Origin of the sequence: Paenibacillus sp. SYP-B3998 (genome assembly GCF_010820665.1) — a bacterium.
Lineage (GTDB): Bacteria > Bacillota > Bacilli > Paenibacillales > NBRC-103111 > Paenibacillus_E.
The window spans coordinates 137,833-161,135 of record NZ_JAAIKC010000012.1 but is presented as its reverse complement, the minus strand read 5'-3'; the positions used below and the strand labels follow the sequence as shown (position 1 = coordinate 161,135).

The 23,303-nt window shown below is 41.1% G+C and carries 17 protein-coding genes, 12 tRNA genes, 1 rRNA gene and 1 pseudogene; 30 read left to right on the top strand and 1 reads right to left on the bottom strand.

Annotated features, from left to right (window positions below):
* Positions 1-180: 180 nt before the first annotated feature.
* From rrf to GK047_RS23815, 26 genes are all read left to right on the top strand, one after another.
* Positions 181-297, top strand: a 5S ribosomal RNA gene (gene rrf / locus GK047_RS23940).
* Positions 298-302: 5 nt separating this feature from the next.
* Positions 303-378: transfer RNA gene (locus GK047_RS23935), tRNA-Asn, on the top strand.
* Between the two features lie 4 nt (positions 379-382).
* Positions 383-458, top strand: a tRNA-Thr gene (locus GK047_RS23930).
* An 8-nt stretch (positions 459-466) separates the two neighbouring features.
* Positions 467-541, top strand: a tRNA-Glu gene (locus tag GK047_RS23925).
* A gap of 13 nt (positions 542-554) precedes the next feature.
* Positions 555-630 (top strand) — tRNA-Val (locus tag GK047_RS23920).
* A gap of 13 nt (positions 631-643) precedes the next feature.
* Positions 644-716: transfer RNA gene (locus GK047_RS23915), tRNA-Thr, on the top strand.
* A gap of 9 nt (positions 717-725) precedes the next feature.
* A tRNA-Gln gene (locus GK047_RS23910) sits at positions 726-797 on the top strand.
* 9 nt (positions 798-806) lie between these two features.
* A tRNA-Lys gene (locus GK047_RS23905) sits at positions 807-882 on the top strand.
* 19 nt (positions 883-901) lie between these two features.
* Positions 902-981: transfer RNA gene (locus tag GK047_RS23900), tRNA-Leu, on the top strand.
* Positions 982-1,031: 50 nt separating this feature from the next.
* Positions 1,032-1,106, top strand: a tRNA-Gly gene (locus GK047_RS23895).
* Positions 1,107-1,114: 8 nt separating this feature from the next.
* Positions 1,115-1,191, top strand: a tRNA-Arg gene (locus GK047_RS23890).
* A 21-nt stretch (positions 1,192-1,212) separates the two neighbouring features.
* Positions 1,213-1,286 (top strand) — tRNA-Pro (locus tag GK047_RS23885).
* Between the two features lie 7 nt (positions 1,287-1,293).
* Positions 1,294-1,364: transfer RNA gene (locus GK047_RS23880), tRNA-Gly, on the top strand.
* 387 nt (positions 1,365-1,751) lie between these two features.
* On the top strand, positions 1,752-4,538 hold the full coding sequence (ppc, locus tag GK047_RS23875; RefSeq protein WP_163952496.1) for a phosphoenolpyruvate carboxylase: 2,787 nt from the start codon (positions 1,752-1,754) through the stop codon (positions 4,536-4,538).
* A gap of 121 nt (positions 4,539-4,659) precedes the next feature.
* A complete protein-coding gene (locus tag GK047_RS23870; RefSeq protein ID WP_163952494.1) occupies positions 4,660-5,541 on the top strand; it encodes a DMT family transporter in 882 nt (293 codons plus the stop codon).
* 45 nt (positions 5,542-5,586) lie between these two features.
* Complete coding sequence (sigW, locus tag GK047_RS23865) at positions 5,587-6,165, top strand: RNA polymerase sigma factor SigW (RefSeq protein ID WP_163952491.1); 579 nt, start codon at positions 5,587-5,589, stop codon at positions 6,163-6,165.
* A gap of 83 nt (positions 6,166-6,248) precedes the next feature.
* Positions 6,249-6,857 (top strand): zf-HC2 domain-containing protein, encoded by a 609-nt coding sequence (locus tag GK047_RS23860; protein ID WP_346010380.1) that lies wholly within the window; start codon positions 6,249-6,251, stop codon positions 6,855-6,857.
* A gap of 179 nt (positions 6,858-7,036) precedes the next feature.
* Positions 7,037-7,852 (top strand): diadenylate cyclase CdaA, encoded by an 816-nt coding sequence (gene cdaA / locus GK047_RS23855; RefSeq protein ID WP_163952489.1) that lies wholly within the window; start codon positions 7,037-7,039, stop codon positions 7,850-7,852.
* Complete coding sequence (locus GK047_RS23850; protein ID WP_163952488.1) at positions 7,845-9,083, top strand: CdaR family protein; 1,239 nt, start codon at positions 7,845-7,847, stop codon at positions 9,081-9,083. The genes cdaA and GK047_RS23850 overlap by 8 nt, the downstream gene beginning before the upstream one ends.
* A 42-nt stretch (positions 9,084-9,125) precedes the next feature.
* Positions 9,126-10,466 carry a phosphoglucosamine mutase gene (glmM, locus tag GK047_RS23845; RefSeq protein ID WP_163952486.1) on the top strand — a complete coding sequence of 447 codons (1,341 nt, stop codon included), beginning with the start codon at positions 9,126-9,128 and terminating at the stop codon, positions 10,464-10,466.
* Between the two features lie 485 nt (positions 10,467-10,951).
* Complete coding sequence (gene glmS / locus GK047_RS23840) at positions 10,952-12,781, top strand: glutamine--fructose-6-phosphate transaminase (isomerizing) (RefSeq protein WP_163952484.1); 1,830 nt, start codon at positions 10,952-10,954, stop codon at positions 12,779-12,781.
* A gap of 219 nt (positions 12,782-13,000) precedes the next feature.
* Positions 13,001-13,336, top strand: a complete 336-nt coding sequence (locus GK047_RS23835) for a helix-turn-helix domain-containing protein (protein ID WP_240344159.1) — start codon at positions 13,001-13,003, stop codon at positions 13,334-13,336.
* Between the two features lie 255 nt (positions 13,337-13,591).
* Positions 13,592-14,464: a MerR family transcriptional regulator gene (locus tag GK047_RS23830; protein WP_205516949.1), complete on the top strand. Its 873-nt coding sequence runs from the start codon at positions 13,592-13,594 to the stop codon at positions 14,462-14,464.
* A gap of 58 nt (positions 14,465-14,522) precedes the next feature.
* Complete coding sequence (locus GK047_RS23825) at positions 14,523-15,434, top strand: NAD-dependent epimerase/dehydratase family protein (RefSeq protein ID WP_163952478.1); 912 nt, start codon at positions 14,523-14,525, stop codon at positions 15,432-15,434.
* Positions 15,435-15,454: 20 nt separating this feature from the next.
* Entirely contained in the window at positions 15,455-16,096 is a 642-nt protein-coding gene (locus tag GK047_RS23820; protein WP_163952476.1) for a DUF2306 domain-containing protein, read from the top strand.
* Positions 16,097-17,708: 1,612 nt separating this feature from the next.
* Positions 17,709-17,876, top strand: a complete 168-nt coding sequence (locus GK047_RS23815) for a hypothetical protein (protein ID WP_163952303.1) — start codon at positions 17,709-17,711, stop codon at positions 17,874-17,876.
* A gap of 968 nt (positions 17,877-18,844) precedes the next feature.
* Here the strand turns inward: GK047_RS23815 and GK047_RS23810 are convergent.
* Positions 18,845-19,481: pseudogene (locus GK047_RS23810) on the bottom strand (IS4 family transposase); the annotation flags it as partial.
* A gap of 47 nt (positions 19,482-19,528) precedes the next feature.
* Between GK047_RS23810 and GK047_RS23805 the strand changes: the two are divergent.
* The 4 genes from GK047_RS23805 (at position 19,529) to GK047_RS23790 (ending at position 23,237) form a co-directional block, all read left to right on the top strand.
* Entirely contained in the window at positions 19,529-20,914 is a 1,386-nt protein-coding gene (locus GK047_RS23805) for an MATE family efflux transporter (protein WP_205516948.1), read from the top strand.
* A gap of 385 nt (positions 20,915-21,299) precedes the next feature.
* Positions 21,300-21,812: an antiterminator LoaP gene (loaP, locus tag GK047_RS23800; RefSeq protein WP_163952474.1), complete on the top strand. Its 513-nt coding sequence runs from the start codon at positions 21,300-21,302 to the stop codon at positions 21,810-21,812.
* 245 nt (positions 21,813-22,057) lie between these two features.
* Positions 22,058-22,843, top strand: a complete 786-nt coding sequence (locus GK047_RS23795; protein WP_163952472.1) for a 4'-phosphopantetheinyl transferase family protein — start codon at positions 22,058-22,060, stop codon at positions 22,841-22,843.
* A 112-nt stretch (positions 22,844-22,955) separates the two neighbouring features.
* Positions 22,956-23,237 carry a hypothetical protein gene (locus GK047_RS23790; protein WP_205516947.1) on the top strand — a complete coding sequence of 94 codons (282 nt, stop codon included), beginning with the start codon at positions 22,956-22,958 and terminating at the stop codon, positions 23,235-23,237.
* The last annotated feature ends 66 nt before the right edge of the window (positions 23,238-23,303 follow it).

Sequence of the window (23,303 nt, the reverse complement as noted above, 5' to 3'; positions counted from 1 at the left end):
GGTTGATAGGTTCGAGGTGGAAGCGCGGCAACGTGTGCAGCTGACGAATACTAATCGGTCGAGGGCTTAACCAAGAATGCTTTCCTAAGAAGCAGAGCGGCTGTGGTAACAAGCAGCAAGCGATTCACCCTTTACGCAAGTTTCGTATCTAGTTTTCAGGGTGCAAACACACTTTGACTGTTTGGTGATGATGGCGGAGGGGACCCACGCGTTCCCATCTCGAACACGACCGTTAAGCCCTCCAGCGTCGATGGTACTTGAACCGCAGGGTTCTGGGAGAGTAGAACGTTGCCAAGCAGTTTTCCCTGATAGCTCAGTTGGTAGAGCACTCGACTGTTAATCGAGTTGTCACAGGTTCGAGTCCTGTTCGGGGAGCCATTTTGCTTCCATAGCTCAGTCGGTAGAGTGCATCCATGGTAAGGATGAGGTCACCGGTTCGATTCCGGTTGGAAGCTCCAGAACGTAAGGCCCGTTGGTCAAGTGGTTAAGACACCTCCCTTTCACGGAGGTAACAGGGGTTCGAGTCCCCTACGGGTCACCATTTATACTCCTATGGAGGCTTAGCTCAGCTGGGAGAGCATCTGCCTTACAAGCAGAGGGTCGGCGGTTCGATCCCGTCAGCCTCCACCATTTAAATCAATACGCCGTTGTAGCTCAACTGGTAGAGCAACTGACTTGTAATCAGTAGGTTGGGGGTTCAAGTCCTCTCGACGGCATGCTTCTATTGGGGATTAGCCAAGCGGTAAGGCAACGGACTTTGACTCCGTCATGCCAAGGTTCAAATCCTTGATCCCCAGTACTTTCATGAGTCATTAGCTCAGTTGGTAGAGCACCTGACTTTTAATCAGGGTGTCGTAGGTTCGAATCCTACATGACTCACCATTTGCCTTATTAACAGTGTGCGCGTATGGCGGAATTGGCAGACGCACTAGACTTAGGATCTAGCGGGTGACCGTGGGGGTTCAAGTCCCTCTACGCGCATCAAAACTCCATAGAGTAATCATTTATGTGCATTACTTTATGGGAACCATGCGGAAGTGGCTCAGTGGTAGAGCATCGCCTTGCCAAGGCGAGGGTCGCGGGTTCGAACCCCGTCTTCCGCTCCAAATTTTATGCGCCCTTAGCTCAGCTGGATAGAGTATTTGACTACGAATCAAAAGGTCGGGAGTTCGAATCTCTCAGGGCGCGCCATTTTTTAAAACGAATTATTATCGGGACGTAGCTCAGCTTGGTAGAGCACCTGCTTTGGGAGCAGGGGGTCGCATGTTCAAATCGTGTCGTCCCGATATACACGCGGGTGTAGTTCAATGGTAGAACTTCAGCCTTCCAAGCTGGTAGCGTGGGTTCGATTCCCATCACCCGCTTACAGAAAAGAGATCACCTTTAGGGTGGTCTTTTTTTCTTTTTATTTAAAAATACGAATAAAGACAATGCTTTTCTTAGGAGATATCAGTTCATTATAAGCACCAACCAAGAAAGTTTTTATTAGTGAACCAATAAGAATAACTGAAAAACTTATTTATCGGACAAACAAGAACCAACCCGAGGTCGATTCTTTTGGATTTGAAAATTGAGCTTAGACGGCACAGTCCCTCTCATTAATTACCAAGGTTAAAAACTTGTTTTTTTTGTTTTTACTCTATATGCTTAGAGCGGATTGTGGTAAAATATTCTGAAATGGGTTTTTCTAAAGAAAAACTTTTATAGAGAGAAGCTTTAATGTACCATAGTGAATAGATGAGGTGGAGAGTATGACAGAGAACGAAATTAGCTTGGAGAAGCAATCAACGAATAACTTGCTTCGCAGGGATGTGCGCTTCTTGGGCCATATTTTAGGTGAGGTTCTAGTCCATCAAGGAGGTAATGAATTACTTGATGTTGTAGAGAAGATTCGGGAAATGAGTAAATCTTTAAGAGCCCATTATGTACCTGAAATATATGGTGAATTTAAGAAGACTATTAGTTCATTAGATCCGGATATTCGCCATCATGTTATTCGAGCGTTTGCGATTTACTTTCAATTGGTTAATATTGCTGAACAGAATCATCGCATTCGCCGTAAAAGGGACTATGAGCGCTCTTCAGGCGAAAATGTTCAACCAGGTTCTATTGAGAGTATCGTTCAAGAGCTGAAAAGCAATCATGTTCCCTACCATGAGGTACAGGAAATATTACAAGCTATCTCTCTGGAGCTCGTTATGACGGCGCATCCTACAGAGGCTATGCGTAGAGCTGTCCTTGATGTAAACCTTCGTATCTCAGATGATATGATGAAGCTAGATAATCCTATGCTAACGCCTCGTGAACGTGAGCAACTTCGTGAGAAACTGCTTGGTGAGGTTCTTAATCTGTGGCAAACGGACGAGCTTCGCGATCGTAAACCAACGGTTATCGATGAAGTGAAGAACGGCCTTTATTATTTTGACGAAACGTTATTCGATGTGTTACCTGAGGTTTATCAGGAGCTTGAGCGCTGCTTGACTAAATACTATCCACAAGTAACATGGCATGTACCATCCTTTTTAAAATTTGGTTCATGGATTGGTGGAGACCGTGACGGAAACCCTTCCGTTAAAGCGAATGTAACTTGGGAAACGCTTGGATTGCACCGTCAACTTGCTATTCAAAAGTATGAGGAAATTCTTAAAGATACATTAGAGAATATGAGCTTTAGTAAAAATATCGTTGAAGTTAGTGATGATTTATTGGTTTCAATTCAGATTGATCGGGAAGTGCTTGGTAATGTTCAGGATGTATGGCGCAATGAAAAAGAGCCATATCGTATTAAGACAACGTATATGATTGAGAAGATTCATCATACGGGGAATCCGAATGTGCCATCTACTCATAAGTATAATAGTCCTGAAGAGTTCATTTCTGATCTTAAGGTTATTGATAAGAGTTTGAGAATTCATTATGCAGATTATGTAGCTGACAAATATATTAAAAAGCTGATTCGTCAGGTTGAGTTGTTTGGCTTCCATTTGGCTGCGCTGGATATTAGACAGCATAGTAAAGAGCACGAGCAAGCAATGACTGAAATTTTAGCGAAAATGGGTCTTATTGCTGATTACAGCAAGCTGACGGAAGAAGAAAAAATTAGTCTATTAACAGATGTTTTGAATGATCCTAGGCCTATCACTTCAATGTATCTGGAATATTCAGAAAATACAGAAGAGTGTCTGGATGTTTACCGTACTGTAGGTCTTGCTCAGAAAGAATTCGGACGTAACTGTATTAACAGTTATTTGATCAGCATGACACAAGGCGCTAGTGACCTGCTAGAGGTACTCGTATTTGCTAAAGAAGCAGGTTTATATCGCCAAGAGAGTGATGGTAGCGTTTCCTGCACGCTTCAATCAGTTCCACTATTTGAGACGATTGATGATCTGCATGCAGCGCCAGGTATTATGAGAACATTGCTTGCTATCCCAGCGTATAAGGCCAGCTTAGACCCTGTGGTTCCACTTCACGAAATCATGCTTGGTTACTCTGATAGCAATAAAGACGGCGGCGTAATTACAGCGAACTGGGAGCTGCGCATGGCTCTGCAAGATATTACGGAAGCAGGTAAACAATTCGGAGTGAAGCTGAAGTTTTTCCATGGTCGTGGTGGTGCGCTTGGTCGTGGTGGAATGCCTCTGAATCGTAGTATTTTGGCACAGCCTGTTGAAACGCTTGGTGGTGGTATTAAAATTACCGAGCAAGGTGAAGTATTATCCTCTCGTTACTCTTTGCAAGGGATTGCTTATAGGAGCTTAGAGCAGGCAACATTTGCCTTAATAACAGCCTCTCAATTATCACGTGCTCCACAAAAGCACCCACTGGAAGAAAAGTGGGAAAGTATTATGAGAAGTATTTCTGAGCAGGCACAGACGAAATACCAAGATTTGATTTTCCGTGATGAAGACTTCTTGACGTTCTTTAAAGAATCTACACCACTTCCGGAAATTGGCGAATTAAATATCGGATCAAGACCATCCAAACGTAAAAATAGTGATCGATTTGAAGACTTGCGTGCTATTCCTTGGGTATTCGCATGGACACAAAGCAGATATTTATTGCCTGCGTGGTATGCGGCTGGAACGGGTATTCAAAGTTTTTATCAAGGGGAAGAAGGAAATCTGGATACATTGAAGGAAATGTATGAAGAGTGGTCATTCTTCCGTTCGATGATTGATAATTTGCAAATGGCACTCGCTAAGTCCGATCTTCTGATCGCTAAGGAATACGGCAGTATGGTGAAAGAGTCGGAAATCGCTGAGCGTATCTTCGGTCTGATTAGGGAAGAATATGAATTGACTTCGTCCATCATTTTGCAAATTACTGGACAGCAAGAAATTCTGGATAATGTACCAGTTATTCAAGAATCAATTCGTCTTCGTAATCCATACGTAGATCCCCTTAGTTACATGCAGGTAGAGCTGCTCACTGAGCTTCGCGCTTTACGTGAAATCAATGAAGACGACGCTGATCTTCTTCGTGAAGTATTGCTTACGATTAACGGAATTGCCGCAGGGCTGAGAAATACGGGCTGATTATAAAGTATCAGCGGAGATGCTTGAAGCAGGATGTAAGAGTGGGGGGCCTGGTACGTAGGGCTTTCGACTCTTCCTGTCATTTCTGCGGGTCCAATAAGGACGGGAGATGATAAACAACATGGGACGATGGTTGGCTATAGTTCTTGTCATTATTGGGGCATCTAGTTACGGGCTGCTTTCCTCTTTTATAAAAATCGCCTATGATCATGGGTTTGAAGGCGGCCAAATTTCACCAGCACAAATGACGATGGGTACGTTATTTGTTTGGCTGCTTATTCTTTTTCATAAAAAGTCTTGGGCTAATCCTTTCAAAGGGCCGTGGATTAAGCTTGGGTTAGTGGGTATATTCGGTTTAGCTTTAACCACAGTCTTTTATAATAATGCATTGTCAGAATTGAATGCATCTTTATCTATTATTTTGTTATTTCAATTTACATGGATGACCATTAGTATGGATTGTATTGTGAAACGAAGACTTCCTCGGAAAGCCGAGGGTTATGCGATTGTTATCATCATGTTGGGAACTTTATTTGCTGTAAATATATTTGAGACTAATTGGCATCAATTCAATATGCGTGGGCTTCTATATGGTCTTTTGTCAGCTTTAACGTACAGTCTATTTTTGTTTTTAACGGGTCAAGTAAAAAGCTCACTGCCACCGCTAATGAACTCGGCTGTTATGCTGACCGCGTCTATTCCTGTTATCTATGTATTGTACCCACCTACTGTGTTCTTTGATTCGAATGGCGGTATCCTGCTGTTATGGGGGCTTTTGTTAGGGTTCTTAGGTCAGGTAGTACCTACAATCTCTTTCAATATTGGTATTCCACGCATTGGAAGCACGCTTGCTGCTATGTTGGGTTCTGTAGAGCTTCCTGTTGCTGTCGTTGCCGCGTTCTTACTTATCGGAGAGGCTGTAAATGGCGTACAATGGTTAGGGATGGGTTTGATTCTTGCAGGTATTATTATTTCTGAATACAAAACGGGTACGACTACGTAAGAATGGGTAGAAGATTTCATTGTCAAGAAGCCGGAGGAAAACGAAGTGAATTTTGTAGAAGCACGTTTGGCGAAGTTAGCCAGGACTGGAGATCGAAACGCTTTTGGAGAGCTGGTAGAGCTCTATAAAGATAAGATCTTTCACTTGGCTTATCGAATGCTGAATAATAAGCAAGAGGCCGAGGATGCGGTGCAGGAGACGTTCTTGCGGGTCTATACGAATTTGCATCGCTATGATGAGAATCAGAAGTTTTCGACCTGGATTTTCCGTATCGGAACAAACTTATGTATCGACAAACTGAGGAGAAGAAAAAACACTTATTCCTTAGATGCAGAAATGCCTGACGGAGAAGGAAACGATTATTATTCTTTGCTCCCAAGCTATGAAGACACACCAGAGAAACAAGTGATTGTATCGGAAACGCAAGCGCAGATTCGTAAAGCGATAGATACATTGCCTGAGAAGTACAAGTCGGTTGTGATCTTACGTTACCTCCACGATATGTCTTTGCAAGAGATTGGGGATGTGCTAGATATGCCAGTTACAACGGTGAAAACCCGTGTGCATCGTGGGCGTGAATACTTGCGTAAGAGATTAGAGCAGGAGGAACATATTACCATTTAAAAACATGTTCCATTGTGAAACATATTTGAACTTCAAACGTATGGTATACCACAAACGCAAAAGTTAAAGAAAGGGGTGGGTGAATGATGAATTGTAAGGAAGCCCTCCCGCTCATGCACGAATATCTAGATGGTGATTTGCAAGGATCTGAAGCCCTTCAACTAAAGGAGCATTTGATATCTTGTACGGCGTGCCATGCCTTGTTCAGAGAATTGGAGAGAACGGACGCGATTGTAAGATCGCTGCCTCCTGTCAGTGTACCTGACACTTTGACTGCGCAGATTATGAGCGGACTTCCACCTGTGAAGAAAAGAAATTCGTGGATGGATTGGATTCGTAAGCATCCGGCTGTATCCGTGGCAGTAGTTTTCGCAGCTGTCATGTTCGGAAGTTTCACGTCGATGTGGAACGATGATAAGAATCTTATGGTCAAAGGTAGTGACTTGCAAGATGTTGTCATTCAAGGTGATACGGTCACAGTGCCAAAAGGCCATACCGTCAACGGTGATCTTGTTGTACAACGCGGGAAATTAAAGGTCGAAGGTGATGTAACTGGAAATTTGATCGTTATTGATGGTACTCTCAATCTGGCGTCAACTGCACACATCTCGGGACAAGTCACGCAAGTAGATGAGGCATTGAGCTGGATTTGGTACAAAATTGGCGAGTTCGTGGGTATGCTTTCGAATTAATTGGTATAGCAATGAGCCTCTATCTAGCAGTTCACTGGATGGGGCTTTTTTTTCATGGAATTGAACCGATCGAATATTGGATACGTCAGGTAGGAGAGATAATAGAAGTATAGTTAGGAATATGGTATTATTCTTATACAGAGAGATTATTGTGTGTAGCCGTTGGGGGAGAAAAAGAAATGGACTTACTCACTAGCATCTCGCCTAAGGATATTGTCGATATCCTGATCGTCAGCTATGTGATTTATAAACTCATTCTGTTAGTTCGTGGGACAAGAGCCATTCAATTGATGAAAGGGATTCTTGTTGTCGTTATCACATGGGCTTTCAGTATATGGTTTAAATTGAGTACACTGCAGTGGTTGATGAACCAGACTCTTACATTCGGGGTTGTGGGTATCGTAATTATTTTTCAGCCTGAGCTGCGCAGAGCCTTGGAACAATTGGGACGAGGAAAGCTTTTCAGCCGATTGTCTACAGAGGAAGACCAAGACGTTAATAAACGTATTGGTGAAGTCATTCGAGCTGCGCATTATTTAGCCAAACGGAAGATTGGCGCATTAATCGTCTTTGAGAAGGAAACAGGATTAACCGATTACGTAGAATCAGGTATTGCAATAGAAAGCAAAATTAGTGCCGAACTGTTAATTAATATTTTTATCCCGAATACGCCGCTGCACGATGGGGCTGTTATTGTTCGCCAAAGCCAGTTAATGGCGGCGGGATGCTATTTACCACTGTCAGAAAATCCTTTCATTAGCAAAGAGCTTGGCACACGGCACCGCGCGGCTATTGGTATGAGTGAGGTCTCGGATGCGATGTGCATTATCGTTTCCGAAGAGACAGGGCAAATTTCTTTAACCATGAACGGTCATATCGTTCGAGACATTAAAGAGGAGTCGCTAATTGCTAAGCTGTTCGAAGAGCTTAAGCCCAAAGCAAAAACAAAAGAGAAGAACCCTTTCTTGAAGTGGAAGGGGCGTTCAAATGGATAAATGGTTGCGTAATACGAATATGGTTAGGATTGTTGCTCTTCTTATTGGTATTTTCTTGTGGGTTGTTGTACACATGGAAGAACGGAATTTAACGGGAAATTCACCGTTAAGAGAGCGCGTGGAAACGATTAACAATGTGGCTATAACAACGAAATATGATGAAAGTCATTACTTTATATCCTCGATGTCCCCTTCAAATGTGCAGGTTATTCTGAATGGGAAAGAGGCTGCTGTAAAGAAAGTGACTACAAGTAATACGTATCAGATCCAGCTTGATTTAACTCAAGTAGGCAAAGGCGATCATCAGCTTACGCTTACGCCTGTAGGCTTTCCATCGGATGTGGAGGTTCAAGTCATTCCGCGGATGGTACATGTCGTTATTGAAGAACTGCAGATGAAAGAAGTCCCTGTCGTTATTAATCTCAAAGGTACGCCAGCTGCTGGATTGAAAGCTGGACAACCGATTGTGAAACCAAATAAGGTATATATAACAGCGGCTACAAGCAAGCTTGAGCAGATTGAAAACGTTCGTGGCGAAGTATCCGTAGATAAATCGCAGTCCGCTGTAACGAAGCAGGTAAGGCTGCAAGCTTTTGATAAAGATGGCAAAGAGGTTCAGGTTAATATAAATCCTTCAGTTGTGGATGTTGAAATTCCAATTACGAGCCCGTTCCAGACCATTCCACTCCAGTTAAAGTTGGTTGGGGAACCGGCAAAAGGTTTCGCAATTGCTTCGGTAACGCAAAACCCTGATAAGATTACTGTTTATGGAACACAGGATGTAGTCGATCGACTAGAGTTCTATCAAGGGCCGCAAGTAAACGTGCAGGATTTGAACGAAACTAAGGAATATGCACTTGATATTCCGCTTAGGAATAAAGTAACTCAGCTGGACCCCGCTAAAGTAAACGTTAAGGTTGAAATTGTACCTTCGGTTACGAAAGCGATTGAGAATATTCCGATTACGATTATCGGCCAAAACGAAAGTTACAATACAAAAGTAATATCACCGGATACAGCTAAGTTAAATATTACGGTAGAAGGGGCACCAGCCCTTATTGATCAAATTAAGTTGGAAGATATTCAAGCCATACTGGATGTTAGTAATTTACCGCCAGGTAAACATGAGTTGAATGTTACATTAAATTTACCTACTTACGTAAAGCGCAGCGCACCGCAAGAGGTGAAAGCTACAGTTGAGATTAGTGAAAAAGTCATCGCGCGTCCGTAGTGTGAGATAGAGAAGAGAAAGAGAAAGAGGAGAAGAGAAATCATGGGGAAATATTTTGGTACAGATGGTGTTAGGGGAGTTGCGAACGATGAGCTGACCCCAGAGTTAGCTTATAAGGTAGGTCGCTGTGGCGGTTATGTATTAACTAGACAAGCGCAGCATCCAAAGGTTGTTATTGGGAGAGATACTCGTATTTCAGGTCCTATGCTAGAGGCTGCGCTTGTCGCAGGACTCTTGTCTATCGGTGTTAACGTTATCCGCATCGGTGTCGTTAGCACACCAGCTGTAGCTTATTTAACGAAGAAGCTAGGGGCCCATGCGGGTGTTATGATTTCGGCTTCACATAATCCAGTTCAGGATAATGGGATTAAGTTTTTTGGCGGCGATGGATTTAAGCTGTTAGACGAGACGGAGTTAGAGATCGAACAATTACTGGATGCACCTGTTGATGAGCTGCCACGACCTGTTAGCGGCGAGATTGGCACCGTTTCGGATGACACAGACGCGAAGTTTGCTTATCTGGAATTCTTGAAGACGACGGTATCCGGAGATTTCCAAGGCTGCAAGGTCGTATTGGATTGTGCGAATGGTAGTGCATTCGAGCTGGCACCGAAAGTATTCCGCGATCTAGGAGCGGAAGTGATCACCATCGGCGCTGAGCCGACTGGCCTTAACATCAATGACAAATGTGGTTCCACTCATCCGGAAAAGCTTAGAGAAGAAGTGGTAAAGCATGGAGCGGTCATTGGGCTTGCTTTTGACGGAGATGCCGACCGTCTAATTGCTGTTGATGAAACAGGAGCTGAAGTAGATGGTGACTTCATTCTTAGTATTATCGGGGATGCACTCAACCGCGCAGGAAAATTAAATCATAGCACGATTGTTACGACAGTAATGGCGAACATCGGCTTTTTCAAAGGTATTGAAAAGGCAGGCCTTAAAGGGCTCCAAACAGCAGTAGGCGACCGCTATGTTATGGAAGAGATGCGTAAGGGCGGGTATAACTTGGGTGGAGAGCAGTCGGGGCATGTAATTTTCTTAGACTATATCTCTACAGGTGATGGCATTCTTACGGCTTTACAGCTAGTTAATACGATTGTACAGTCGGGTAAAAAACTAAGTGAATTGAAAAGTATTATGCGTAAATATCCGCAGTTGTTAGTCAATGTCCGTGTAGTAGATAAAAGTAAGCTCAAGGATAATACGATTATTGAGGAAGCCATTCGTAAGGTTGAAGATGAGCTTGGGGATAACGGCCGCGTACTGGTTCGTCCTTCGGGAACGGAATCTTTGATCCGAGTTATGGCTGAAGGGCCCGATAAGGAGCAAGTAGAGGCTTATGTCCATACAATTGCAAAAATAATACAAGAGCAGCTCGTATAAATAGCGAGAATGGCGGATCCCCTTCTGGAGCATCAGATGGAGGGGATTCATCATTTGTAAAGAACAGGCTGTCTGTCAAGAAAAAAATAGTTGCGCGTATGCGTTAAAATGAATATGATGTAAATGTGTTTTCATAAATTTTCATTACTCAAGAAGGAAAGGCAGGGTAGCTTAATACGCAACAAATAGCGCCAGAACTCGCAAGCGGGACGGAAAAGTAGCGATACTACTACGCGGTGAGTTGACGAGGTGAAGGTGTTCGAAACATTCGGCGGGGACCTTCCGGTACGATGAGTGCCGTTAAGTTGGAATGCAAAAACGCTTGGGCGACTAAGCGGACAAGAATCCAACATCATTTTCATAATGAACTTATTGAACGTTATTATAGATGATTTTAGACGGTTTATTTGGTTTTCAAAAAAAGATGGATCTTTGACAAAAAGCCCTTGATTAAGAGGCTTATAAAACTACGGAGGTACTACACTATGTGCGGAATCGTTGGATACATTGGTAAGCGTAATTCTCAGGAGATTTTACTAGAAGGACTTAAAAAGCTCGAATATCGTGGTTATGATTCGGCAGGCGTCGCTGTGTATACAGCGAATGGTCTTCAAATTCAAAAGGCAAAAGGTCGCATTGCGAATCTTGAATCCAAGTTGGAGGAATCACCACTAGACGGAAGTGTTGGAATCGGGCATACGCGTTGGGCGACACACGGTAAACCCTCGGATTTGAACTCTCATCCGCATACAGACAACTCTTTGAAGTTTTCTGTGGTACACAACGGGATTATTGAGAACTATATGTCTTTGAAAGAGGAACTGAGTCAAAAAGGACATGTATTTGTATCGGAGACAGATACAGAGGTTATCTCTCACTTAATCGCTCATTTGTACGAAGGTGATATTCTGAAAGCTGTTCAGAAAGCAGTGAAGCGAATGACAGGAGCATTCGCACTTGGTGTTCTGACAGAATTCGAGCCAGACCGATTAGTTGCAGTTCGTCAAGCTAGTCCTTTAATCATTGGTATCGGTGAGGGAGAAAACTTTATTGGTTCGGATATCCCAGCTATTTTGGAATATACACGTAACGTGTTTATTTTGAACGATGGCGAAATGGCTCTTTTGACGCGAGAAGGTGTCGAATTAATGACCCTGGAAGGTAATTTTATTTCCCGGGAAATGTTCCATGTGGATTGGGACATTATAACGGCTGAAAAAGCTGGATTTGATCATTTTATGTTGAAAGAGATTCACGAACAGCCCAAAGCGTATCGCGATACGATGGGCAGTCGGATTTCAACTGATGGAACAAAAGTGACCTTAAACGAGCTTTCGATTTCAGCTGAGGCTATTCGAAAAATTAGTCGTGTTCATATTATTGCTTGTGGGACAGCTTATCATGCAGGTATGGTTGGGAAATATGTTATTGAGAAATTAGCACGCATCCCGGTAGAAACGGATGTTGCGTCTGAATATCGATATCGGTCACCGATTATTACAAAGGATACGCTTGTCATCGTTGTCAGCCAGTCTGGTGAAACGGCAGACACCTTGGCTGCGCTTCGTGAAGCGAAACGTTGTGGAGCACACGTTCTGGCAATTACAAATGTTGTGGGAAGCTCAGTAGCACGCGAAGCGAATGATATTATTACGACATGGGCAGGCCCTGAAATTGCAGTTGCATCGACGAAGGCTTATACGTCGCAACTGATTGCTTTTTACTTGTTTGGGCTGCATTTGGCACAAACCTTAGGTACTCAATCGGCTGCAGAGATTCAGAAGACGATTACGGCTATGAAGGAGCTTCCTGCGCAAGTGGAAGCGATTCTGGAGCAAGCAGAAGTGATTAAAGTTGTAGCCGAAGAAATGGCAAAGCATGATAATCTCTTCTTTATTGGTAGAGGCCTAGATTATGCAGTCGCATTGGAAGGATCACTAAAGCTGAAAGAAATTTCATATATTCACTCTGAAGCGTATGCAGCGGGTGAGTTGAAGCATGGAACATTAGCATTGATCGAGGAAGGAATTCCTGTCATTGCACTTGCTACCCAGCACGAGCTGCTCGAGAAAACCGTGAGTAACATCAAAGAAGTGAAGGCACGTGGCGCTCAGGTGCTCGGCATCGCCGTTGAAGGCGAGCTGGAGCTTCAAAAGGCTGTAGATAGCACCTTCGTTATTCCTAAGACGCTGGATATACTGGCTCCAGCGCTGGCGGTAGTTCCGTTGCAGCTATTGTCTTATTACGCGTCACTTGCGCGTGGTAATGATGTTGACAAGCCGCGGAATTTGGCGAAGAGTGTAACGGTGGAGTAGGAAAAACTGATTCATTTTTTGTCTGGTGATAAAAAAGTCGTGAACCAGTAAAAGATGTCGTGAACCAGTAAAAGATGTTGTGAACCAGTAAAAGATGTCCTGAACCGATATGCAAAATGAATGATTTTCAACATCTAGAAGGGAGCCCGAGGGATAGATTCGTGGCTCCCTTTTAAAATGCTAAAAAACAATATACATACTTCATGATTAGTGGTGAAAATGTTGAATGACATTGGCCATAAAATAAAATGTATCCGTAAAGAAAACAATTTAAACCAAGTTCAATTTGCAAAAAGTATAGGAATTTCTCAAGGGAATCTGAGTGAAATTGAATTGGGAAATAGTAATCCATCTGCGGAAACATTAATATCTATTCGAACACAATATAAAGTAAACTTAAATTGGCTATTAACCGGTGCCGCTGCAGAAGATGGGACGACATATGAAGATGAATTCGAGAAAAGGTTGATTGAAGTTTTTAGAAATCTTGATGATTATGACAAGAATGAAATAATTGAATTTATACAATTGAAAATGAATTTAAGACCAATATAGTTGTTCAGAGAGAATAATGTTTTAGACTGAAACATCTGACTTAGAGAGCGCCTGTTCAAAAAGTATGGATTTTATTTCTTACTCGTTATCTCCATCAAGTCAACAACATGCTGTTGTATAAATATTAATCAACAGAAAGTCAACAATTTTTATTTGCTTGCTAATGTTTTTTTTGTGAAAAATATAGTGTCTTTGATAAGTTAGGTCTCTCGATAGAAAATAATTCACAAGCTATCGCAAGCTTGTTAAAAGGGAATGAGTTACATGAGTAACGATCATTACTTTTCCATAGGTCAAGCAGGGAAGATCTGCAATCTCTCCGTGCAATCGCTGCGCTTTTATGACAAGATCGGTTTGGTGATTCCCAGCCACACGGACAATTCCTCTGGTTATCGCTATTACTCCAATTTCGATCTACTTAATATTAAAATTGTTCAGGATATGAAGGCGTTGAATTTCTCACTCGAAGAAATAAAGGCAACTATGAATAATGGCAGCTTAGACTGCTTGATTGAAAAGCTTGAAGCCAAGCGCAAGAGTACAATTGCTGAGATTACACAATTAGAGCGGATTGTAGAATCCATTGGCCATAGAACGAACCAAATTGGCTATCTGCAGGAATTGGGAAACGAACTTAAAGACCTCGATGTTTTAGTGGAATTAAAACAGTTTCCTAAGCGGTATGTCCTTTACAATCGTAGGAGATCAGCCTGTGGAATGGATGCGTCAATCATGCAGTTTACGGAACTATTTCAAAAGGCGGATGCCAATGGGTTGATTCCGAAACGATTAATGACCGTCTACCATGAGAACATCATGACATTCGACCGTAATGATTCCGATCTGGAATTTTGTATTACAATAGACTCCTTGGGAGATCAAGCTTCAACGGATTTTACCCGAATCATACCAGGAGGGGATTATATTACTGCCCTCTATTGTGGAATTCCAAACGCTGAATCCTGTAAAAGAATCTATAGTAAATTGCTAGAGTGGATAGAGAGAAATCACTATATGGAAATTGGCCCTTCGATTGAGCAATACCTTGTGGATATGGCCCAAATGATGAAGCCTGAAGAATTTATTGTGGAACTCCAAGTTTCCGTTCAAAGAGTATTGACCCTATAGTTGCTATAGGGTTTATATTTATTTTTATCCACAAAATCGATTAGGAGGATAAAATAAAATGAATGTGATTCTGGGAACGGGACCGTTAGGAATGGCGGTGATGAGGGAGTTACTCAGTCGAGGAGAGTCGGTTAGACTGGTGAGTATGAGCGGGAAAGCGACAGTCCCATCAGGGGTAAGGGTAGAGAAAGCAGACCTTATGGACAAGGATCAGTCGAAGGCCATTATGAAGCAAGCAAAGGTTGTCTTTCAATGTGCGCAGCCACCGTATCAAAAGTGGGATGAATTGTTTTTATCTTTTCAGGATAGTATTGTGTCAGGGGCCATGACTGCCGGAGCAAAGCTGGTCGTTGCTGAAAACTTATATATGTATGGGCAGGTCAAAGGGAACATACATGAAAGTTTACCTTACACCGCCACTACTAAGAAGGGGGAAATTCGGGCAGAGATGTCGCGTAGGCTGCTACAATTGCACCAAGAGGGCAAGCTGCAGGTGACGATGGGACGAGGCGCGGATTTTTTTGGACCGGATGTTCATAATTCATCTGTAGGTTCGCGGCTCTTCAAGCCAATCATGAAGGGTAAAGCTTGCACGGTCATGGGTAACCCAGACAAGAAACATACGTATACATTTATCGATGATTTCGGAAAGGCACTTGTCGTCTTAAGTCAAAATGATGACGCATTTGGTCGTGCTTGGCATGTGCCGAATGCAGCCACAGTTACAACAAGGGAATTTGTTGAAATCGCCTATCGGCTTGCTGGATTCCCCGCAGTTATTCGCACCATGGGAAAGGGCATGCTTAGATTAGGAGGATTGTTCATACCGGCAGCGCGAGAAAGCATAGAAATGCTGTATCAGTTCGAGCAAGATTTTATCGTAGATAGCAGTCCTTTCTCCAAGCGATTCGGTTTGGTGGCTACTTCCTTAGAGAGCGCTTTGGCCAAAACGTTGGATGCACAGAAGTAAGAAAGGAGAGTGGGATTACCATGGGGAACAAAATCATTCGGGCACTCGTTTTCATTTTTGCATTTGCAATAGTAGGTTATGCCATTGTTCAGTATGGAGTATTGAGTGCTCGTAATGCTGGACTCGTTTCTTTTAAATTGCAAAAGCCGGACTTTCATCTAACACCTTGGGTGTATGTGCTGTATGTTCATATAGTAACTGCAATGTTGGCCCTTGCCATTGGGCCATTTCAGATTTTTTTGAAGCAATCACATGCTAGGAGACGTAAGCACAGACTGCTAGGTTATGTTTATATTATTTCTGTTTCTGTGAGTGGGATTGTCAGCCTATATTTATCGTTTTTTGCGACAGGCGGTTGGATCGCAGGACTTGGATTCTTCGGATTAGATGTACTTTGGGTAGCAGCCACTTGGATTGCCTTACGCAAAATTATTGTCAAAAATGTTCAGGCTCATAAAGCATGGATGCTTCGCAGCTATGCGCTTACTTTCGCAGCGGTTATGCTCCGAATTTGGTTGGGTCCGCTTGTATTGATTTTTGGTGATTTCGAGGCGGGGTATCGTGTTGTAGCTTGGCTTTGCTGGATTCCTAACCTGATTGTTATCGAAGCAGTGATTCGTACGAGAATATATAAGATTAGTTCTTCCGCTACTTCAATATAAATTATCTTAAAAGTGGTGCTATCACCACTTTTTCTCGCGATTTTTCAATATCTGTTTGAAAATTTGACTAATACTTCAAGCTTTAAACTGAAAGGAATCCACCAGTTGGAGTGACTGGATTAGTTATGAGGGGAATCCGGTTGTGGCGGGAGAAGAGTAGAAAGTAAATGACGTATATTAATGTTCGCAATTTGAATACACTATCTAGAAGATTGTAAATCCACCGGTGATGCATTCAAAGTGTTACAGCAGAAGGCCAGTGTTCCTCGACTGAGGGGTGCTGGTCTTGTTTCTTTATATTGTAGGCAAAATCTTGAGTACCTGCGTGTCAATTCAACAAGAGATCAACTGAGTTAAAAGCCGGTTAAGATTAATCGCGGTGAACAGTATCATAAGTAAGGGCAAGTTTTTTTACATGTGCGGAATTCTGGTAAAAGAAAGGATTTTTTTCACTAACCTATCTCTACTCTCTCCTAGAACTAATTTCTTTTTCGTTCAAAGGATGCTATCTAGTCGCAGTTACCACAACCCAAATTTTAGGTGAGGGGAGAAGAATCCGACTGAAAATGGTGTCAGTAGTGTGGGTGTTGTCAGAGGATTTGCTGATGCAACTGATGCTTCAAGACATTAGATCGCTCAGGTGAACCTAGAAGGGAAGGTTTGCTTAGGAAAATCCAAAAAGCCCCAGACCTTGCTGGTCGGGATAGGCCTATCCTCTACATTCTTATCACTTAAACTATCGTCAATACACTGCTACAATAGGAGTATCAGTAAGGATAATTTCTTTTCTCAGTCTAACACTTTATTTTTTTCAATTTAAAGGATGTAAAGTTACTTTGATACTTAGTCTAAAACTTATTTTTCAAAAGTTGACGATTTTTCAACTCAAAAACCGTGCCAAGTCGACAACTTTAGTCTAAAACATTATTATTTCCGAACAAGTACGACGTAAACAACAAGGTCGGAGTAGTTAAGAAAATAAGAAAGTGGTTTAAGACCTTCAAAAGAACATGCACCCAGAAAGGTCCCGATGATATTTTATCTCGGGACCTTTTTACGTTTAGGAGGGTTTTAATATTTTCAACATTAGGTGAGCGTATTCGAATAATCAGATAATTTAACAATTTTAACCAAGTCAAATTTTCCGGTATTATTGGTGTTTCCTAAGGGACTTTAAGTGAGTCAGAACAAGATAAGTACAAGCCATCATTGATACGATCATAGCTATAAAAGATAGTGTTAATACCGATATTGAGTGGTTGATTTTTGGGAATGCAGCCTAGCTATTGATGGGTCAAGAGCTTAATCTTATTTCCTTGTTAAGAGAACTTTCTAAAAACGATAAGGATGAAATTGTTGAATTTATAAAATTGAAGATTCTTGTTACTAAGTATCATCAGATGCAAGAAGTATCTTAGTACTGTTTTATGCATTCCACCTTTATTGATAGCAGATATTGGAGTTTCTCCATACGAACATACATGCGCTTGCTGACAGGCTAGCAATAGTTAAGTGGTATATAATTATGGAAGTTCCCTGTCGAATGAAGGGGATTTCTATTAGTTTGTGGAATAAGTCTATAGAACTATTAAGAGATAGATAGAGCAATACCATGCTAACAGGAGAGGTTCGTAATAAGATTGATAAAATATGGTCAGATACATGGGCAGGCGGTATTAGCAACCCAATAGACCTGAAGATTGAGAGGCAGCCTGAATCAAGGCGACAGCGGTTGTGCGGCTTGCAACTTGCTTTAGTTGTCGTTTCCACCCGATTATAATCTCCTGTGGAGACAACCTACATAGGTCTGATGAAAATGGAAACATCGTAAGGGTCGCAAGTGCCGTCTTACAGGTTACGTCCTTAAATACCAACATAAGTTCTGGAAAATACCTATCAATTCATCGATGAATTTGGTTAAGTACGCCGGAGTATTGCTTTCCCTTGTTGTGACGATCTGTCGAATGCCACGATAATGACCCGGTAGACTCTGTACTTCAGAGTAGTAACCGTTCTTAACCATATCAGCTATGGCAAGTGCATCTTTCACATCGTTTTTAGTTGGAGAGTTGTCACGGTCATTTGAGAAGGCGAAATATAAGCCTCGCTCAATCCCAATGATAAGATAGTCGCTGGAAATTCTCTCAATACGTTGATTTTGTTTGTGGCTTGCTTAAACTTCGTAATATGAACACCTTCCTAATGAATGATAAGGGTTATCTGGCCCCGCAAATTCATCATACGAAGGTGTTCTTCTTTTTTTAAATGCCAAATTTAACCCCCTGCAGGAATGCTTTAAAATTGTGAAATTACCTTGTTACGGGCTATTCATCTAATTTCACAATTTTAGCTGGGGTCCCCGTAAAGTATTCGGAATTAACTTCGAAGCTTTTCTTCACTTTGTGGGGTGGGGGCAACAACCGGAAGGAAATACTTCCCCCGTGTTAACCCTAAACGATTAAAGAGAGGCTGATCAACTCACGGGACATCCTCAATTTATTTAATTACTAGAATGCTTGGAACACTTTACAATTTATAGGAAAAAGAATATTATCTAATTACGTAATATGCTATTTCTTAAAAAGTATATGGAAGGAGAGGGGAATCATTGGTGAAGAATTGCGAATAGAGATTAACGCTCTGAAAAGTCAGATGGCTGAACTCCAAAAACGTGTTCAGAATATCGCTAATGGCCGTCCTAATGTTGACCTACCGGTGAAAATATCTGATGCATCAAGTGAAAATAACTCAACATTTGCAGCTTAATTTAGGCAGATAAGCCTTGATATAATTGGGCAAACCCGCAAACCATTGTTGAAGTTGATTTTGTATTAATTTTATGATTTCCTTTCCTGCCTTGGAAGCAATCTCGTTTAGCAAATCAACCAGTTGTGGCAGGGCAACATCCCCATCAAGACTACTCACTTCATCGCAAAGCAAATAAAACACCCCACCAAGCGTTCGCTTATCATTATTCTATCTGTGCTACCAACCAGCAAAGTGTAACGAGAAAACACGATTGTCGTATGACTGACCAGCAAATCATAAGAACGACCTTGACACTCCTTTTGTAGACGTAATAGCGACTTGGCGCATTTGAAGAAAACCTCAATGTCCCAGCGCATCCTGTAAATGCTTATCACTTCCTGAGGGGTTACTGTAAGATCTGTTGAAAGAATCGCAAGCCACTCATTCTTCTTGGAACGATGACGAATAAACACAGTCATTACAGGAATACCCGCAGCGAGTTGAGTCCTGATGAGCGCAGGATGTTGTGATTCTTCCCTTCAATCTTCGGCGCAACTGTATACAGTTATTATAGACTAAGGCGCTTTCCGTCTACGAGGTGCCGCTTGTTATCGTTTTTCACCATGCCGATTACGTGATCCCACGGCTCCTGCGAAAGTTGAGTAAATAGAATTTGGGGGAAATATGATGAAACTTCAAGAAAGAATGCAGATAGGAATGTTCGAAGGATCTATAATACCTACTATAGTGAAAATTGGTCTACCCATCCTAATCGGTAACCTATTAAATTATGTTTACTTGATTGTCGATACGTATTACATTGCAATGCTGGATCCCTCTTCGCCCGCTCTTTTGTCAGGAACAGGTTTGTTATTCCCTCTGATTTTTGTTTTTGAGGCAATAGCTTCAAGTTTAGCAGTTGGCCTCAGTGCTGTGACAGGAAGATTGATTGGTGAAAGAAAGTTTGAAGAATGTAAAAGTCTTGGGATAAGCGGTGTACTGATGGCCTTGTTGCTGGGGATTCCATTCATCATAATATGTTATACTTTCGGACCTGATCTTATTCAACTATTGGCAGGAAGCGAATTAAGTCCTGAGGCTGCGACATATGGTCTTCAATTCTTGTATTCACTAGCTCCAGGTCTTATTTTTATGATTTTATTGCAAGTTTATGGAGGCATACTTCTCGGAGAAGGACTAACATACGTTTTAGCAATAGCATTTATGCTTATGACGGTTCTCAATATTATACTTGATCCTATCTTGATCTTTGTTCTGAAAATGGGGGTTGCCGGTGCCGGTTTGTCAACAACAATATCTTTATGTGTTGCTCTTTTATATGTAATACGATTTATCCAAAAAGGAAAGGCAAGAATACCTTTAACGTTTAGTCTTTCTCGATTTAACGGAACGATTGTTAAGGAAATTATTCGCATCGGTTTGCCGCAGTTTTTAATGACAGTTTCAATTTACGTTATTGCAGTTGTATATAATAAAATTATTACTACCACCTTCAGTGAAAACGCGATGAGCGCTTGGACATTGACAGGAAGATTTGATCAGATCCTCATTATTCCAATTATAGCGGTCGCAGGTGCGACAACGGTCTTTGTTGCTCAGAATTATGGACGTAATCAGCTTGAAAGGATCAAAAAGGCTTTAAATGTTAATTTAGGGTTCGTGATGATAATGAGTACTGTTATAGCCGTGATTTACGTATTCGTGGCACCATGGTTATTCTCAAAGTTTACTTTAATTCCTGAAGTTGTTGAACTCGCTACAAAACAGGTTCTTATAATATCGTTTACATTCGGGTGTATGGCAATAACCTGGGTGATCGGATCATTCTTTCAAGCTACAGGTAAACCAATGCCCGCAGTTATTATTCTTTATATTAGGGTAATCATCATTATTGCATTAGGCGTATATTTTATATATGTACAAAAAATGGGATTAAATGGTATTTTCATTTCCGTGGCAATCGGAAACGTACTGTCATTGCCATTATCATTTTTCTGGATTAAGAGACATCTTAAGTCCATTAAGTTCGAGTCCGTTTTAGAAAATTAATTATCATGTAAACCGATATTAGATAATAATTGATATACGTGTAAAATTATTATAAATCTTACAATATACCATCGAAGGAATAAATCGTAAATCATATTGACATATTTTGAGTGCTTGTCTAAAATAAATATCGATAAAGCATTTATTTCCATTAATTATTATATGTGTATTTATAGGAAAAATAATTAATTTTAATGTACAAATAATACATATTATTTTATGCATGTTTATAGATTTACTTCAGTCACTTATTGGTTGTTAATCGCTGGCGGGTCACGTTAACCACTGATAAGGAATATAGTGTGAAAGTCATTGTAGCTTATCAAATAGGATAAGTGAAAGGGCGAAGCTATGTGAAAGTAAAGTAAATATGTGAGGTGATGTGGTGAATTGGTATGTATTGTTTGTACGAACGGGTAAGGAACAGAAGGTCAAAGAACTCTTTTATGAATGGTTGGATACTGATGTTTGTAAACCATTTGTACCCCTCCAAGAGAGACTCTTCAAGGTTGCGGGAACAGTAAAAAAGGAACTGAAGCCTTTGTTTCCAGGCTATGTGTTTATAGAATCTAAATTATCCATTTTAGAATTCATAACACATACAAACGTAGTAATATCCAACTCACGAGATATAATTCGCTTATTGAGATACTCGAAATCAGAGGCTTCATTGAGAGATTCAGAGAGGCAAGTCTTGGCAAGTTTATGCAATGACGACTATTGTATTGAATCATCATGTGGGATTATAGAAGGAGACAGAATACAAATCACAGGTGGGCCTCTAAAAGGATGGGAGAGTAGAGTTAAGAAAATAAATAGACATAAAAGGCAAGCAGTGATTGAGTTGGAATTAATGGGTGACATAAGGTTAGTTAATGTTGCTTTAGAAATTGTTTAGAAGACTTAAGATATTAATATTACAGGGGATATCTCTGATACATAAGACTGATTGAAGAAGCTTTAAAACCACGGTTAATTGGTTTTATAAGGCTTTTTTTTGCGTTTGGAAATCATAACCCAAATATTCACATACGTGGTCACAGTCACACTACAACGTAGTTAGAAATGAATGAAGTTTTATACGTTAATAATGCCTTGGATACCCGTAAGATACAATCCGTCTAAACAGTACAGGGGGCTACCATGAAGGTGTATTCTAGTATTGGCATAATTGAGGAAGTAATTTTAAGATCGGAAGAAAAGTCGCATCAAGCACGAATATCTTTATGCAATTTCAAAAGCTCGCCAGATTATTATGAGAGAGCTATTGATTGCCTCCATCCGCTTGAGATGGAATATTACAGAAGTTTAAAGTATGAAAAAAGAATCAGAGACTATACCGTAGGAAGATATTCTGCAAAATTAGCTATATCCGCTTTATGTGGTCAATCAAGGCTGGATTCCATTCTTATAAGAAGCGGCCTGTTCAATCAGCCAGTTGTTCATTGCGATCAGGGAAATAATATTCAAGTCAGCATAACCCATTGTGACCAAATTGGCATGGCAGTAGCATTTTTAGAGGATTATCCCCTAGGAATAGATGTGGAAAAAATCAGTGAAACGAATATTCGGATGATGGAAAAACAGTTTACCGCATCTGAAATTCATTTGATAGAGAGAATGTCCCCCGGTCTTGAATATACAATGGTTGCTTTTTGGACAGCCAAGGAGTCGTTATCCAAAGTGTTGAAGACCGGTTTACTGACGCCATTGGAAATATTTGAAATTGATAAGGTTAGCTTGGATGAAAGGCATATTGTCTGCACCTTTAAAAACTTTTCTCAGTATCAAGCTTTGTCAGAAAGAATAGGAGATTATGTGTTTTCAATTGTATATCCACGTCATGTGGAAATCTTTATGGATCTGAATAAGTTGAAAAACGGTATGCCGACAGGTTGTCATTATGGATCCGGCATGGGAATTGAATAGGATTTGCAACGGCTTGATGCGGTTTTGTTAGGCGTGCTATTGATAGATTCTCAATATAGCGTAACCCCTCTCCACGATGAAGAGATACCCAGCTTGGGGGTTAGCTCTAAAAATGCATGTTGTTCTTCCTAAGTTGACCATTTATGCAGACAAAGACTTTACGATTTTAGAAAACATAGATCCTGATTTTTTGTGGAATACAGTCAGGGGAGACATTAAGTTTTCGAATATATTACGAAGTTGTGATCTAAATCAGTTCAAGATGTTTATCGATGTTGGGCCTTCGGGAAGCCTAGCCAACATTGCAAAAGGAGTTTTGAGACAGGAAAACGGGATCGAAATATTTGGTATTTGGTATCATCAGTCAATTTCATTCAGAGACAAAGAATATTGAAATGATCAAGAAAAAAACTAAAGACATACAGAATGCTAAGATTTGTTAAATGAGATTTATAAGGAG